Below are 13,661 nucleotides of genomic sequence, written 5' to 3' on the forward strand. Positions count from 1 at the left end.
ATAACGATAGGCATCGCCATCGGCGCCGGTATGGGCGTTGCGCACGACACCATCGCCATGCCCGACGAGCCACCGGACGACAAGGGCGAACGATGACCTAAGCGTCGTCGTCGGTCCGTTCCGCGCGCGCGCCCGAAAGCACTTCCTTGACCTTGGAATTGATCTGGTCGAGCGAATACGGCTTGGGCAGGAATTCGACGCTCCGGTCATCCTCGAGACCCTGCCGCACGCTTTCCTCCGCGTAGCCGGAAACGAAAATCACCTTGATGTCCGGATAGATCTTGCGCACTTCGGTCAGAAGCGTCGGCCCATCCATTTCGGGCATCACCACGTCCGAAATGATGAGGTCTACCTCGCCGGTCTCCGCGAGCACCTCGAGCGCCTCTTCCCCCGAATCGGCCTCGAAAACCTCATAGCCCGTCGTCGACAGGGCGCGCGCCGAGAACATCCGCACGCTCTCCTCGTCCTCGACGATCAGGATGCGCTCGTTCCCCGTCAGATCCTTGACCGGCGAGGCGGCCTTTTCGATCTTCTCGACCTCCACCGGAATGTGCCGCGGCAGGAAGATGCGGAACGTCGTGCCTTTGCCCACCTCCGATTCGGGATAGATGAACCCGCCGGTCTGCTTGATGATCCCATAGACCATCGATAGCCCGAGCCCCGTCCCCTTGCCCAGTTCCTTGGTCGAAAAGAACGGTTCGAAAATCTTTTCCATCACGTCGGCGGGCATGCCCGTGCCGGTATCCGCCACTTCGATCAGAACATAGTCCGCGGGCACCATCCCGCGATAATCGAAGGTCGCCGCCTCGGCCTCCTCGACATTGCGTGTCCGAAGCGTGATCTCCCCGCCTTCGGGCATCGCGTCACGCGCATTGACTGCCAGATTGATGATCACCTGTTCGAGTTGCACGAGGTCCGCCCGCACCGGCCACACGTCCCGTCCGTGTTCGACATCGAGCGAAACATGCTCCCCGATCAGCCGTTTCAAAAGCACTGTCAGATCGTCGATATGCTGCGGCACATCGAGCACCTGCGGCCGCAGCGTCTGCCGCCGCGAAAAAGCGAGCAGCTGCCGCACCAGCCCCGCCGCGCGGTTGGCGCTCTGCTTGATCGACATGATGTCGCCGAAGGAGGGGTCGGACGGCTTGTGCTTGATCAGCAAAAGGTCCGAGAACCCGATAATCGCGGTCAGGACGTTGTTGAAGTCGTGCGCAACCCCGCCCGCGAGCTGGCCCACCGCCTGCATCTTCTGGCCCTGGGCGAACTGCTCTTCGAGCATGCGTTGCTCGGTCATGTCGAGCGCGTAGAGAATCGCCGCCTCGTCGCTGTCGCCGCCCTTTTCCACCCCGGAGATATACATCCGCACGCTTAGGGGCTTTTCCCCCGGGACGGTCGCATCCACCGGATCGATCTCGGACTTGCGCGCCCGCGCCTCATCGAGTGCGATCCCGAGCCGCCGCCGGCTCTCCTCGTCCACGAGGCTCGCCATATCGAGCCCCTCGATCCCGCGATCTCCCGAAGTCAGCCCGAAAATCCGGGTAAACGGCGCATTCGTTCGCACCACCCGCCCCGCGCTGTCGAGCGCCGCAATGGCAATCGGGGTATTGTTGAAGAACCGCGAGAACCGCACCTCTGCGGCCCGCAGCGCCTCCTCGGTATCCACCCCGCGCGAGCGGTCGAGCACGAGCGTGCGCGTCTCCCCAAGTTCACCCTCGGCCAGCCGCGCCGCACGATGGAGCAGACGCACCGGCAGGTTCGTCCCGTCCCGGCGCACGAGGTCGAGATCGATGATCTCGGTCTTGACCGTTCCGTCCTGCCCGCCACCCATGAGAAGCCCGGCACCGTCGCCATGGACGATCTCGCCAAGGTCCAGGTCCCCCGCCTCGAAGGCCGCGAGATCATAGCCCAGCCAATCGGCGAGGGTCGAGTTGATGTACTGTATCCGCCCGCGTGCATTGGCCGAAAAGAACCCGGCCGGTGCATGGTCGAGATAGTCGATCGCCTTTTGCAGCTCGACGTAGAAATTCTCCTGCGCGTCCCGGTCGCGCGTGATGTCCTCGACCGACCAGATCACCGCCTTGCCCGGCGCACCGTCGAAATCGGGCAGGCTCCGAACGCTCACCCTGTGCCAGCGCGCGCCCGAAACGCCAGGAATACGAATGTCCTCGACAATGCTCCGCCCTTCGCGCGCGGCCCGGGATAGCCTGTAGACCGCTTCGGACGCCTCCGGCTGGCTGGCGAAGAGCCGCGGCACGCCGACAGGCATCGTGCTCGAGATCGATTTCGTCATCTCCGCGTAGCGCGCATTGGCGTAGAGGATCTTGCCCTCCCGGTCGGTCACCAGCGCGCCGGCGGGCATGGAGTCGACGATCGCCCGCGAAAGCGTCCGCTTCTCGTCCCCGCCCGCGAACCGGAACAACCCTGCCGCCAGCGCGAAAAGGCAAAAGACGCCCACAACCGCGAGCAGCCCCAAAAACAGCAGGATCATATCGGAGGGAACCGTATCCCCCATCATCGAAAAGCCGACGGCGACAGCGACGAAAACCAGCGACAGCGCCACGACGCGCCACAACGCCCCGTTGGACGACGGCCGTGTGACCACAGGCTCGGGGTAATTGTCCTCGTCGATTGGAGCCACCGTCATTTGAGCCTTCCACCTGCCCGGCTTATCCGGGACGAATCGCCGCCCTTCTTACCTAGCAAAAGCCGCTTCGGCTTGGGTAGTACACATTAAGCGCAAGTTAACAGCCAAGCTGCTCCGGCGCCATCCTCGCCGCATTATGTGCTCCGCCAGCCCTTGCGCGATTTGAGCCGCATCACATAGCCGATGATCTGCGCGACGGCCTTGAAGTGCTCGGCCGGGATCTGTTCGCCCACCTCCGCTCCGGCATAAAGCGCGCGCGCCAGCGGCGGGTTTTCGACGATCGGAATATCGTGATCCTTGGCCAGCCCGCGAATGCGCAGCGCAATCGCATCGACACCCTTGGCGACCACCTCCGGCGCCGGCATCGCACGGTCGTATTTAAGCGCAACGGCAAAGTGCGTCGGGTTGGTAACGACCACGGTCGCATCGGGCACCGCCGCCATCATCCGCTTGCGCGAGCGCTCCAGCCGGACCTGACGGATGCGGCCCTTCACATGCGGGTCGCCCTCCATCTGCTTGTACTCGTCCTTGACCTCCTTGACCGTCATCATCTGCCGCTTCCACCATTTGTGGCGCATATACATGTAGTCCAGAAGCGCCACGATGGTGATCGTGATCAGGGTCGCGATGAAAAGCTGGATACCGATTTCCTGGAAAAATTCGAGGATCACAACCGGATCGGCCCGCGTCATGGCCTCCAGATTGTCCCGGTGCGGCCAGACAACGAGGAACATCACGGTCGAAAACACAACGAGCTTGAACAGCCCCTTGGCGAAATTGACGAGCGCTTCGGTCGAAAACAGCCGCTTGGCCCCCGAGACCGGCGAAACCTTGGAGAGTTTGGGTTTGAGCGGTTCGGTCGAGAACACCATCTGGTGCTGCACAATATTGCCCGCGATCCCGAATAGCGCCATCAGCACCATCGGGATGATGAGCGCGCCCAATACTGCAACGGTGATCGCCTGCATCACCTGCCCGAACGCCGGCCCGCCCACCTCGAACTGATCGGCCTGTGCGATAATGCCGCCAAGGCTTTCCATCACGGACTGGCTCGTCATCGGCGCGACAAAGGCAAAAACGAGCGCCGAGCCCATGATCATGAACCAGGTCGTCACCTCCTGGCTCTTGACCACATCGCCTTTCTTGTGCGCGTCTTCGATCCGTTTTTGGGAAGGGTCTTCTGTCTTTTCGCTTTGTTCGGGTTGGTCGCTCATTGGTCGCGCCTATCCTCTGAACAAGGCGAAGTTGGTTTCGAGGTGGTTCATATACCACCCCATGATAAGCCCCAGCAGCACCGCGAACAGGATCAGCCCGACGATGATATTGGCGGGCATGGCCATGAAGAACACCTGGATCTGCGGCATCAGCCGCCCCAGAATCCCCAGCCCCAGATAAAAGACCAGCCCGAAGACCAGAAGCGGCGCCGACATTTGCACGCCCACGACGAACGACCCGGCGATGAACCGCACGGCCATGTCCGCCGCATCGCCCAGCATCAGCGGCGCATCCGGCGGGAAATAGGCGTAGCTTTCGTAAACCCCCGCCAGCAGCATGTGGTGCATATCGGTGGCGAAAATCAGCGTGACGCCGGTAAACGCGAGGAAATTCCCCACGATCGCCCCCTGCACGCCATCCTGCGTAGGGTCCGCGGTCTGCGCGGTTGAAAGCCCCATCTGATAGGCAATCACCGCACCGGCCACCTGGGCGGCGGTCAGCAACAGCCGGATAAGCCCTCCGATGATGAATCCAATCGCCAACTCGTGCCCGTAAGCCACTGCAAGTCCAGCCAGATTGCTCGGCATAGGTCCGAGTGAGGGCACGATGAGAGGATAAAGCACAAACGCAAAGATCAGCGCGAATGTGAGCCGCATTCGCGCCGGAATCGTCTGTTCGCCCAGCGCCGGCAGCAGCATCATTATCGTGCCCAGCCGCGCGAAAAGCAGGAAGAAATGATAAGCGACCTCCGGGCCCCAGGTGATCGTCATGCTAGCCGCCGAAGATGATCATGTCGGCGATCCGGTTCATATATCCCGCCATCGTCGCCCCCATGAACGGCAGCGCGATCAGGAGCGTGACGAAGATCGCGAGGATTTTCGGCACGAACACCAGCGTCATTTCCTGGATTTGCGTAAGGGCCTGAAAAAGCGCGATGATGACGCCGACGACCAGCCCCACCACCATCATCGGAGCCGATATGATGATGAGCACCCAGATCCCTTCCCGGGCGATGTCGAGCACTTCTGCGCCGCTCATGGCTCCTGCCGTTCAGTAACGAATCGTTAAGGCGAGCTTACACCCTAGATCGGCATCCGCATGATCTCTTCGTACGCCGAGATCACCCGGTCGCGCACCGTCACCATGGTTTCCATCGTGGATTCGGTTTCCGCAAGCGCGGTCACCACGTCGACCACGGAAGCCTTGCCGTTGACCAGATCCATGCTCGCCTGGTCGGACACCTTGCCCGCCTCGACGACGTTCTGGAGCTGGTCGGCCAGAAGCTGTCCGAAATCGGCACCCGGCGCTTCGGCCTGCTGCAGCGGCGATTTGCCGGATGCCTGGTCGGAAACCAGCCGCGAAATATTCCCGTAAGCATTCGCTGCCGCGGTAAATGGTGTGGACATCTTCTCTTACCCCTTATCCGCGCAGGATATCGAGCGTCCGCCCCAGCATCTGGCGCGAGACGGAAACGACATTGAGATTGGCTTCGTAGGTGCGCTGAGCCTCGCGCATATCCATGGTTTCGATCAGCGTGTTGACGTTGGGATATTTGACATACCCGTTCTCGTCAGCCGCCGGATGCCCCGGCTCGTAGCGCGATGTAAAATCGCTCATGTCGTACGAAAGCCGCCCCACCCGGACCTCGTAGGCGTTAAGGTCGTCGTTGAGCATGGCGTGGAACGTGGGGATCTTGCGTCGATAAGGGTCCTCGTCGGGCGTGGTGCCCGCAGAATCCGCGTTCGCCATATTCTCCGCGATCACCCGCATGCGGGCCGTCTGGGCGGAAAGCCCGCTCGCGGCGACCTTTATTGAGTCCATAAAGTCGTTCATTGCGCCTCAGCCCCTTAAGCCTGCTTACCCAGTGCGATCCGCAGCAGCCGCATCGAACGCGTGTAGATCGTTGTCGCGGCCTGGTAATCCATCTGGTTGGTGGTAACCTTCATCATCTCTTCTTCGAGCGTCACCCCGTTACCCTCGGGCATGATCTCGAAATTGTTGAGCTGCCGCGCCCCGTACGCATCGGCCCGCGATCCGCCCACCGAAAAGTGCCGCGGATCGGTTGCGCGCGCCGCCACGCTCACCCGCGAACCTTCGAGTTCCTGATCGAACGTGTAGGGCGCAAGGTCCCGTCCGCGATATCCAGGCGTCTCGGCGTTCGCCACGTTCTCCGCCAGAAGCGTCTGGCGGGTCTGATGCCATTGCATCCGGTCCTTGAGTGCGGCAAAGATCGGCAGGTCGCCCATGGCCATGGTGATCGTGCTCCGGCAAGCGGCAAAAGGTGAATCTACTAGGCAAATCTTGCCCGCCTCATGGTTAACGACACGTTAACCGCAATCGGGACCCTTTCGCATTTTGGCCGCACGAGCGATTATGCTAGGCAGAACTTGCCGCCCGATTCCGGTCTTCCGGACGGTAGGCGCTGGTGCAATTCTTAACGACTTCGGGGAGACTCGCTCTTGGACACCATGGCCAACCTGCTTGGCTTCGAGAACAACTATCTCACCGCGATCCTCGCGTTGGGCATAGTGATCGTTCTGATCGTTCTCGGCGTCTGGCTCGTCAAGCTTCTCGGCGACGCCACCCGCTCGGTTGGGCGCAACCGTAACCGGCGCCTGATGCTGGTCGACAGCGTGGCACTCGACCAGAAGCGTCAGGCCCTGCTGATCCGGCGCGACAATGTCGAGCATCTGATTGTCACCGGTGGACCCAACGACCTCGTCGTCGAAACCGGGATCGAGCCGCCGGCCCAGCCGGCCATGCCGCGCTCCCGGCGCCTGCGAAATGGCAATACCGAGCTTGAATCCGCCGGCGAGGCGACAGAAACGTCCGATAAGCCAGTCGCCCGACTGCGCGCCATAGGCGGCCGAAAATCCTCCGGTTCGCTCCGCCACACCGGCTTCCTGCGCAGCGCCGAGGGCGACGAACCGCAACTCGGCGGTGGAAAGACCGACAATACGGCCCGAGTCGTTCCCGACTCAGCTAAAACCGGCTCAGAGCCGGTCGTCTCCGAAGACGATCGGCCGCAAAAGGAAACTGAGCCAGCCCATGGGGAATTCGCCGAGGACGGCGCCAAGAACCGCTAAGACGCCGATGGGGCGGGCCTTCGGGCCCGCTATGGCGTTTCGCCGTTTCATCCTCCCCGCGCTGGCACTGGGACTGATCGTCCTCATTCCCGCTGCCGGCATCGCGCAAGACATCTCCATCGACTTTGGCGATGACACTACGCTGACCGAGCGCGCCGTCCAGCTCATTGCGCTCATCACGCTCCTCTCGCTCGCCCCCTCCATCCTCGTGATGGTGACGAGCTTCACGCGCATCGTCGTCGTCCTGTCGTTGCTGCGCACGGCCATCGGTCTGCAGACCGCCCCACCCAACTCGGTCATGATTTCGCTGGCGCTGTTCCTCACCGCCTTCATCATGGCCCCCACTCTGCAGCAAAGCTACGATCAGGGCATAGCCCCATTGATCGCGGGCGATGTCGAACTGACCGAGGCGATCGAGCTGGGTGCCGGGCCCCTGCATGAGTTCATGCGCACCCACGTGCGCGAGCGCGACGTCATGCTCTTTATGGACCTGACAGGAACAGAACCGCCCGAAACACCCGAGGAACTCGAACTGCGCATCCTCATCCCGGCCTTCATGATCTCCGAACTGCGCCGCGCCTTCGAGATCGGCTTCCTTTTGTTCCTGCCCTTCGTCGTCATCGACATGGTCGTCGCGTCCGTGCTCATGAGCATGGGCATGATGATGCTGCCGCCAGTGATCATCTCCCTGCCGTTCAAGCTCATCTTCTTCGTTCTGGTAGACGGCTGGCACCTCGTCGCGGGATCGCTAATCCGCAGCTTCACGGGGTGAAGCCGCGATTTCAGAGTCCCGGGAAGCCCCTCGACAGCGAAAGCCGTCAGGGGCGCGTTAGCCTTCCAGGGCGCGGCTTTTAAGGCTCCAATTCGCTGCCGGTGCCCGACCCGGCGAGACCGCTTTGAACAAGAGACGGCACAGGCATTTCGGTAAGGGAGTCGATCGCGAGCTTTTCCAGTTGTCCCCTGCCGAGCAATCCCTCGTCCGCCGCGATCTGGGCATAAACTGCGGCAAAGCCGTCCAGATCCGCTGGGGAAAGCCGCTGCAGCAGCACGATAACCTCATCGATCGTCATGCCAGTACTTTCCTGCAGCGCCTTGATTGTCTCGGCCTGCGCGGCCATCTCATCGCTGTACTCCCCCGTTTCAAGCGCAACCACCAGCGCTTCGATGTCCTCCTCAGTGATGGCCTGGGCCATCGAGGGCGTGGCGAGCCACGGCGCGCTCAGCACCGCGACAAGGGCAAAACGGCACGCGTTGAGCGCTTTCATGTGAGCCTCCTGCGGTCTAGAAATACGTTGCGATGCCGAGCCGCGCCGTCACCGACCCCTGCCGTATGCCGCCGACAACGACACCGGCATTTCCATAGATCGAGAATTGCGGACTCAGTTCGTGTGAAGCGCCAACCGAGATGACGCCGTAGTTCTCATCGAGCGGATTTTCGCCCGCGAGCGGCTCGGCCACGAAAAGATGAACGAAGGACGCGCTCGCGTTCAAGGTCGTGGCGTCGGTTACGTCCCAGGTCCCGGTTATCTTGAGGCTGTTGGCGAGGCTAGTTGCCTGGCTCGCGTCGACGCTGTTCTGCGGCGCATAATCGGCATGAAGCCGCGCGAACTCGAGCATATTGGAAATCGCGACTGTAGCCTCGTCGCCCTTGTAGATGTCGACGCCGAACCCGGCGCGCGCCGAAATGCGCCTGATATCGGTCAAGCTCGTGTCCGCATCGTTGAAAACGACTTCCTGCGTACCGGCGGCGGCGCCGGCACCGAGGTACATCCGCACGTGTGGCGTCAGCGCGATTGCTGCAGACAGGTCGCCCCCAAGCACGGTTCCGGTCGCCTCGGTGGTGGCGAAGGGGTTGGAGCCCGTACCGGAGGAACGCTCCACGGTGAGCGAAGGCAGCACAACGGCGTTGGCGTCCGGAACGGCAACCATGAGCCCCAACCTGACGCCGCCGGTACCGGTATTTGCCGGATGGGCGACCGAATCGTCCTGTCGTACAGATGAATAGCTCAGTTCCGCAAAGGCTCCGAACGGACCGCGCGGGGATGAAGACACGGCGACGTCCTGGGACCTTTCGGTTTGATCCACCACATTCTGCGCCCGAGCGGCAACGGACGACGTGCCCGTTGCGAAAACCGACAATGCAAGTGCCGCCCCGATCCGCAGGCCCGTCCTGTAAGCACGCGCGGTCATGTCTATCCTCCGGAATTTTCAAAGGAGCGTGACGTTCGCGCCGCCCCACTTCACGTATGGACCGAATGTTAGAGATGAACGGTCATGCAGTGGGTCTCAATTGTATGCGAATGGTCTCAAATGGCCTGCCGGGGGGCTATTGGCCGCATTCGTGCCGATAGGCCTGCGGCGTGCAGCCGGCATGAGCGCGAAAGGCGCGTGCGAAAGATGCGGCGCTTGTGTAGCCGCACCGGTATGCGATCTGATCGATGTTCAGCCTCTGATGCGCGACCAGAAGATGCGCGGCGTACGCAAGTCGCGCCGAGCGGATCGACCCGCCTATACTGGCGCCGTGCCTTTCAAAGACGCGGAACAGTTGCGCCCGCGAACACCCGAGCGCGCCTGCGATATCGGCTGCAGTCAGCCCCGGCTCACTCAGGTGGAGTGCGATATAACGCTTCGCTGCCTCAAGCACGGCGCTTCCCCCGGCGACCTCGTCGACCCCAATCGAACGCGGTGTCGCCTGCGCCAGCGCTCCGGCCGTAAGGTCAACCGCGGCACCCATCGCCACCTGCGCCTCGTCCGCACCGAGCGTCCCGGCTGCACCAGCCAGTGTGCGCAGATGCTCCAGAACGAAATGTCCCAGTCCCGATTCTGGCAGCACGAACGCTCCGCGCTCGCCCACGGCCCGCTCCCCGCCCAGTGACACAGCGACCCGCGCGCGTGGAACGGTGAGGCAGAACTGCCGGTGCTCTCGGGTATGGGTCGTCAGGGGGCGGCTGCTATCCATCACGACAATGCCCGTTTTCGGCGTCACCACACGTTCCGCACCGGTTGCATCGATCAGCATCGCCGACCCCGAGATCGTGACGCTCAAAAGGACGAAGGCGCCGTCCGGCTTGCCGAAATGCGTGGTGGTGTCGTCATTATAGGCGAGCGCGAAGGTCTCGCCTCCCGTGCCGCGATAGTGCAACATCTCGCCCCGAAAGCGAGCCGAACGATCCCGCCGCGTGAGTTCGAGCGAAACGCGGGGAAACAGGCTGCGCCAGTAGTCGAACCGCTCGGCCTCCGGGAATCGTGTTGTCGAAATCTGCCGGAAGCCGTTCTCCGGCTTGCGCTGCTGTTCGTTTGCCATCGCCGGACCCTCGTAGCGGCCCAAGGTTATGGCAACTCGACGAGCGGTGTCAAAAATCGAGCTTAACTGTTTCCTGTCGCCCCGACCGCACGCAACGGCGTAAGCGCGTCCTGCGCCGTATAGGCCTGCCGGTAGGCGTTGAGGAACGCGTTAAGCGAATCCACCCCCGCGACCTGCCGCGCAATATCGCGGAATGCCCCGCCTGCCGGCTCGACCGTCGAGGTCACGTAGTCGAACATCGGCCATTCGGGCGCCCGCGACATCGCCTCGGAATACCGGCCCCGCAGCCGCGACAGGCTGAGCTGGTCCTGCGCAAGCACATACCCCACCGCCGCCTTGACGATTTGCGTCCGCGCAACTGGGCTTAGCTGCCCGTCTTCCAGATCGGGGGCATAAAGCAACTCGATCAGTTCGGATGCCTGGCTGTAGTGCTCGCCGTTCCACAGCGCCTCGATGCGCAGCAGCTCTGTATCCCGCCCGGTCACGCCCGAAAGCAGGTCGAGCGCGAGGTCGTTCCGGTTCGCATCGATCAGCGCACGCGCCTCGAGGACGCGCCTCTGCCGGTCGAGCGTCACCGGCAGCCCCGAAATCCGTGTCTCTCCCAGAACCTGCAGTGCCGCCCCTGGTTGACGGTTGGCGATGTAGACGATCGCGAGGTCTGCGGCAACCTGCGCCCGCGCGGCGCCCTCAAGACGATGATCGATCTGATATCGCAAGAGCTCGGACGCCTGATCGAGCAGGTCGACCTTGATCAGCCGCTGCGCCAGATTGCGGATCATGAGATCGCCCTCGGTGCCCGGCGGCGTCAGATGCCGGAAGTCGTAATAGATGCTGAGCGCTGAAACCGCATCGAGCCGGTCCGCCTCGCCGTCGAGAAAAAGCCCGGTGAATTCGTCCCGTGCCCGCTCGACCAGGCCCGCAATGACCGTAGTGTCGTCATACATCGCCGCAGCCTGCCGCGTTGCATTCAAGGCTTCGCGATAGTTTCCATTTCGGTACTGCAGGTCCGTGAGCTTCTCGATGATGCCGAGCTCGACCTGATCGCCGCGCCAAAGTGTCGCCTGCACCGAAAGCGTGTCCACCGCCCGCGCGACGTCGAGCCGTTCCATCTTGTCCAGCAGCTTGATAGTCCGGAGGACTGCCTCCGCGGTCGTCGGCCGGTTGTCGATATTGATGACGCGCCCGTAGCTTTCGAGGGCTTCGGTATGCCGCCCGCCGAGCTCGTCCAGCATCCCGCCCAGGAGCTCGTATTCGGCGAGTTGAGGGCGCGCGAGCATGCCCATCTCGATATTCCCGAGAAATGCCGCGGCATTGTCCTCGTCGCCACGCTCGATCGCCGCGCGCGCTGCCGCAAGATGGAACCGCGTCCGCACCCAGCGCGGATAAAGCGCGATCACGGCCTGCGCCCCGAGCGCATCGAGCCGCGCGCCGTCATAATCGCCGAGCTCCGTGCGAGCGATGGCCCGCCAGACCATCGCGTCCGCCTGATCCGAGAGGATGCTGGCCTCGAGAATGTCCATCGCCGCCTCGGGCCGGTGCGCCGCGACATTGGCCGCCGCTTCGGCCATCATGACAACCGGTTCGATATCCCGCAGGCGCAGATCGTCGTCGAGGACTGACAGCACGCCCAGGGATTCGTGCGCCAATCCATTGGCCAGGTAGAATTGCGCAAGCATCAGCCGCGCCCGATCGAGCGCATTGCCCTCGGCTTCGGCCACAATGTTCATGATGTCGTCACGGCGCACGAAAAACGCGTCCGGCGTCTCGGCGACAAGTTCGATGAGATCCAGCGCCGTCTCGCGGTTCTCCGTCGGCGTGCGATAGCGCAATTCGTCCGCTGGCGACACGGTCAGCCCGTCGACCGCCGAAACCACCGCCAGGTGGTCCTCGATGGTGACCTCGACCTGCTCATGCAGGGGCCGGATGACAAGCCCATGCACCGTCCGTGGCGCCGAGAAATCCACATAGTTCAGGTCGCGCACGATGCCCTTGGCCGGCGGGTACGCCGTCACGACCTCGAGAACGTCCCCGACATCCGGATCGCGCAGTTCGTGCACATGGGCGGGCTGCCCCAGGTTGGCCGTGATCTCGTAAAGCCCGGTATCGGTCATCCGCCGTTCGAGCGCCAGTGCCTCGGTCGCGTTGAGAAGCACGTCGCCCAGCGAGAGCACCCATGCACGGCCTTCCGACCCGATGGTCGCGAGCCTGTCCTCATCGAGCGCCAGCCGGATGACCTGCGCGTTCCCCGTCCCCTGCACGGAAAACGCATCGACCAGCGAAGCCGCCTGTTCCCCCGTCCGGTCCTCCGGTGCGTTGATGCGCACCTCGGTGTCGAAAATCAGCCAGACCGTATAGCCCCGCTTGAAAACGGCCGCAGGCACGTCCGAGGGGAATGGAAAAACGATGCGCTCGGTCGCGCCCACGCGCGTCACGAACGGCGTGATTTCGTCGACCATCGCCGCATCGACCGCCGGGGTGTCCGTAGCATTTTCGGCCGTAGCGCTGGCTTCCCCGCCCTCTTCCTCTCCGGCGACATCGAGGCTCGCAAGATCGATACCGGCGGGCGGGATGTCGGGCCGGTCGATATCGAGCACGAAGGTCGTCGGGCTTTCCGAATAGAACCGTATGCCCGTCTCGGTAGCCAGTTCGAGCGCAACGACGCTCCCCGCCGGGCTCACCGTATTTTCCACCCCCGCGAGCTCCTCGGGCAGATCGGACAGGATCTGGTAAAGATCGACGGGCACGGGCCAATCGAACGTAATCTGCCCGTTCCCCTCCTCGTCGCGCGCGAAGTCTGCGGTCGTGCCGACATTCCAGTCGAAGAGGATACGCGTAAAGGTCGGGTGCCTGCCGACATGGACCGTCGCGGTCGGATTGTACTCCTCGACGAGTTCCGCCCGCCGCCGTTGCGCCGCCAGTTCCTCGGCCTCTTCGGCCCGTTCCGCCAGCCGCGCGACGACCTCCTCGGGCAGGCTCGGTGGCAGCCCGACCCAGTCCTCGGGCAGAAGATCGACGTAAAGCTGCTCGCCGGCCACGATCGTGTTGACCTGGAGCGGCTTGCGCAGCCCCATGCGGAACGCCCGCCGGTCCGGATCCATCCGCGCGATGGCCACATATTCGCCAAGCACTGTGCCGAAATCCGGAACCACGGCATCCATAGCCGCGTCGAACGCGATGACGAGGACCCCGTTCTCGCTCGTAACGTCGTGCTCTGGCAGCGTGAACCTGTCGGGAAAGGTCACGATAATGCGGCCGTAGTCCTCAAAACGCTGAGCTTCGACCGTCACGTCTTCCTGAGCGTGCGCGGCGCCAACTGCGAACGCGGAGCAGAGCAAAAGGCAAACTGCAAGAGCGCGTGCGGTTGCCCGGACGCGCATGAACGCTTCAATGCCCCTGATGAACGTCGTCAAAA

Annotated in this window: 13 protein-coding genes; 2 read left to right on the forward strand and 11 right to left on the reverse strand. The window is 63.0% G+C overall.

What is annotated here, in order from left to right:
• Nucleotides 1-97 precede the first annotated feature (97 nt).
• The 7 genes from cckA to flgB all read right to left on the reverse strand — a co-directional run bounded on the left by cckA (nucleotide 98) and on the right by flgB (nucleotide 6,111).
• Nucleotides 98-2,644 carry a cell cycle histidine kinase CckA gene (gene cckA / locus LSG43_RS08775; protein WP_231803189.1) on the reverse strand — a complete coding sequence of 849 codons (2,547 nt, stop codon included), beginning with the start codon at nucleotides 2,642-2,644 and terminating at the stop codon, nucleotides 98-100.
• A gap of 134 nt (nucleotides 2,645-2,778) precedes the next feature.
• Entirely contained in the window at nucleotides 2,779-3,858 is a 1,080-nt protein-coding gene (gene flhB / locus LSG43_RS08780) for a flagellar biosynthesis protein FlhB (protein ID WP_231803191.1), read from the reverse strand.
• 9 nt (nucleotides 3,859-3,867) lie between these two features.
• Entirely contained in the window at nucleotides 3,868-4,629 is a 762-nt protein-coding gene (gene fliR / locus LSG43_RS08785) for a flagellar biosynthetic protein FliR (RefSeq protein WP_231803193.1), read from the reverse strand.
• Nucleotide 4,630: 1 nt separating this feature from the next.
• The gene (gene fliQ / locus LSG43_RS08790) at nucleotides 4,631-4,897 is read right to left on the reverse strand and encodes a flagellar biosynthesis protein FliQ (protein ID WP_231803195.1); all 267 of its coding nucleotides are present in this window, start codon (nucleotides 4,895-4,897) and stop codon (nucleotides 4,631-4,633) included.
• Nucleotides 4,898-4,941: 44 nt separating this feature from the next.
• Nucleotides 4,942-5,265, reverse strand: a complete 324-nt coding sequence (gene fliE / locus LSG43_RS08795; protein ID WP_231803197.1) for a flagellar hook-basal body complex protein FliE — start codon at nucleotides 5,263-5,265, stop codon at nucleotides 4,942-4,944.
• A gap of 13 nt (nucleotides 5,266-5,278) precedes the next feature.
• The gene (gene flgC, locus LSG43_RS08800; protein ID WP_439652018.1) at nucleotides 5,279-5,680 is read right to left on the reverse strand and encodes a flagellar basal body rod protein FlgC; all 402 of its coding nucleotides are present in this window, start codon (nucleotides 5,678-5,680) and stop codon (nucleotides 5,279-5,281) included.
• Between the two features lie 26 nt (nucleotides 5,681-5,706).
• Nucleotides 5,707-6,111 carry a flagellar basal body rod protein FlgB gene (gene flgB, locus LSG43_RS08805; RefSeq protein ID WP_231803201.1) on the reverse strand — a complete coding sequence of 135 codons (405 nt, stop codon included), beginning with the start codon at nucleotides 6,109-6,111 and terminating at the stop codon, nucleotides 5,707-5,709.
• A 207-nt stretch (nucleotides 6,112-6,318) separates the two neighbouring features.
• On the opposite strand from flgB, the gene LSG43_RS08810 reads away from it, so the two are divergent.
• Together LSG43_RS08810 and fliP are read left to right on the forward strand one after the other, a co-directional pair.
• Complete coding sequence (locus tag LSG43_RS08810) at nucleotides 6,319-6,945, forward strand: hypothetical protein (protein WP_369412469.1); 627 nt, start codon at nucleotides 6,319-6,321, stop codon at nucleotides 6,943-6,945.
• Nucleotides 6,946-6,976: 31 nt separating this feature from the next.
• Nucleotides 6,977-7,717, forward strand: coding sequence for a flagellar type III secretion system pore protein FliP (gene fliP / locus LSG43_RS08815; RefSeq protein WP_231803203.1), 741 nt, complete (start codon nucleotides 6,977-6,979; stop codon nucleotides 7,715-7,717).
• 79 nt (nucleotides 7,718-7,796) lie between these two features.
• Here the strand turns inward: fliP and LSG43_RS08820 are convergent, their stop codons facing one another.
• The 4 genes from LSG43_RS08820 to LSG43_RS08835 all read right to left on the reverse strand — a co-directional run bounded on the left by LSG43_RS08820 (nucleotide 7,797) and on the right by LSG43_RS08835 (nucleotide 13,536).
• On the reverse strand, nucleotides 7,797-8,210 hold the full coding sequence (locus tag LSG43_RS08820; RefSeq protein ID WP_231803205.1) for a hypothetical protein: 414 nt from the start codon (nucleotides 8,208-8,210) through the stop codon (nucleotides 7,797-7,799).
• Between the two features lie 16 nt (nucleotides 8,211-8,226).
• Nucleotides 8,227-9,135: a hypothetical protein gene (locus LSG43_RS08825; protein ID WP_231803207.1), complete on the reverse strand. Its 909-nt coding sequence runs from the start codon at nucleotides 9,133-9,135 to the stop codon at nucleotides 8,227-8,229.
• Nucleotides 9,136-9,271: 136 nt separating this feature from the next.
• Entirely contained in the window at nucleotides 9,272-10,249 is a 978-nt protein-coding gene (locus LSG43_RS08830) for a helix-turn-helix domain-containing protein (protein WP_231803209.1), read from the reverse strand.
• A 62-nt stretch (nucleotides 10,250-10,311) separates the two neighbouring features.
• The gene (locus LSG43_RS08835) at nucleotides 10,312-13,536 is read right to left on the reverse strand and encodes a hypothetical protein (protein ID WP_231803211.1); all 3,225 of its coding nucleotides are present in this window, start codon (nucleotides 13,534-13,536) and stop codon (nucleotides 10,312-10,314) included.
• Between the last annotated feature and the right edge of the window lie 125 nt (nucleotides 13,537-13,661).

This window comes from Pelagibacterium xiamenense, from assembly GCF_021166475.1.
GTDB classification, from domain to species: Bacteria; Pseudomonadota; Alphaproteobacteria; order Rhizobiales; family Devosiaceae; genus Pelagibacterium; species Pelagibacterium xiamenense.

Excerpts from the sequence above, each read along its gene's own strand:
- cckA (WP_231803189.1), bottom strand. The coding sequence starts at position 2,644 with ATGACGGTGGCTCCAATCGACGAGGACAATTACCCCGAGCCTGTGGTC.
- flhB (WP_231803191.1), bottom strand. The coding sequence starts at position 3,858 with ATGAGCGACCAACCCGAACAAAGCGAAAAGACAGAAGACCCTTCCCAA.
- fliR (WP_231803193.1), bottom strand. The coding sequence starts at position 4,629 with ATGACGATCACCTGGGGCCCGGAGGTCGCTTATCATTTCTTCCTGCTT.
- fliQ (WP_231803195.1), bottom strand. The coding sequence starts at position 4,897 with ATGAGCGGCGCAGAAGTGCTCGACATCGCCCGGGAAGGGATCTGGGTG.
- fliE (WP_231803197.1), bottom strand. The coding sequence starts at position 5,265 with ATGTCCACACCATTTACCGCGGCAGCGAATGCTTACGGGAATATTTCG.
- flgC (WP_439652018.1), bottom strand. The coding sequence starts at position 5,680 with ATGGACTCAATAAAGGTCGCCGCGAGCGGGCTTTCCGCCCAGACGGCC.
- flgB (WP_231803201.1), bottom strand. The coding sequence starts at position 6,111 with ATGGCCATGGGCGACCTGCCGATCTTTGCCGCACTCAAGGACCGGATG.
- fliP (WP_231803203.1), top strand. The coding sequence starts at position 6,977 with ATGGCGTTTCGCCGTTTCATCCTCCCCGCGCTGGCACTGGGACTGATC.
- LSG43_RS08820 (WP_231803205.1), bottom strand. The coding sequence starts at position 8,210 with ATGAAAGCGCTCAACGCGTGCCGTTTTGCCCTTGTCGCGGTGCTGAGC.
- LSG43_RS08825 (WP_231803207.1), bottom strand. The coding sequence starts at position 9,135 with ATGACCGCGCGTGCTTACAGGACGGGCCTGCGGATCGGGGCGGCACTT.
- LSG43_RS08830 (WP_231803209.1), bottom strand. The coding sequence starts at position 10,249 with ATGGCAAACGAACAGCAGCGCAAGCCGGAGAACGGCTTCCGGCAGATT.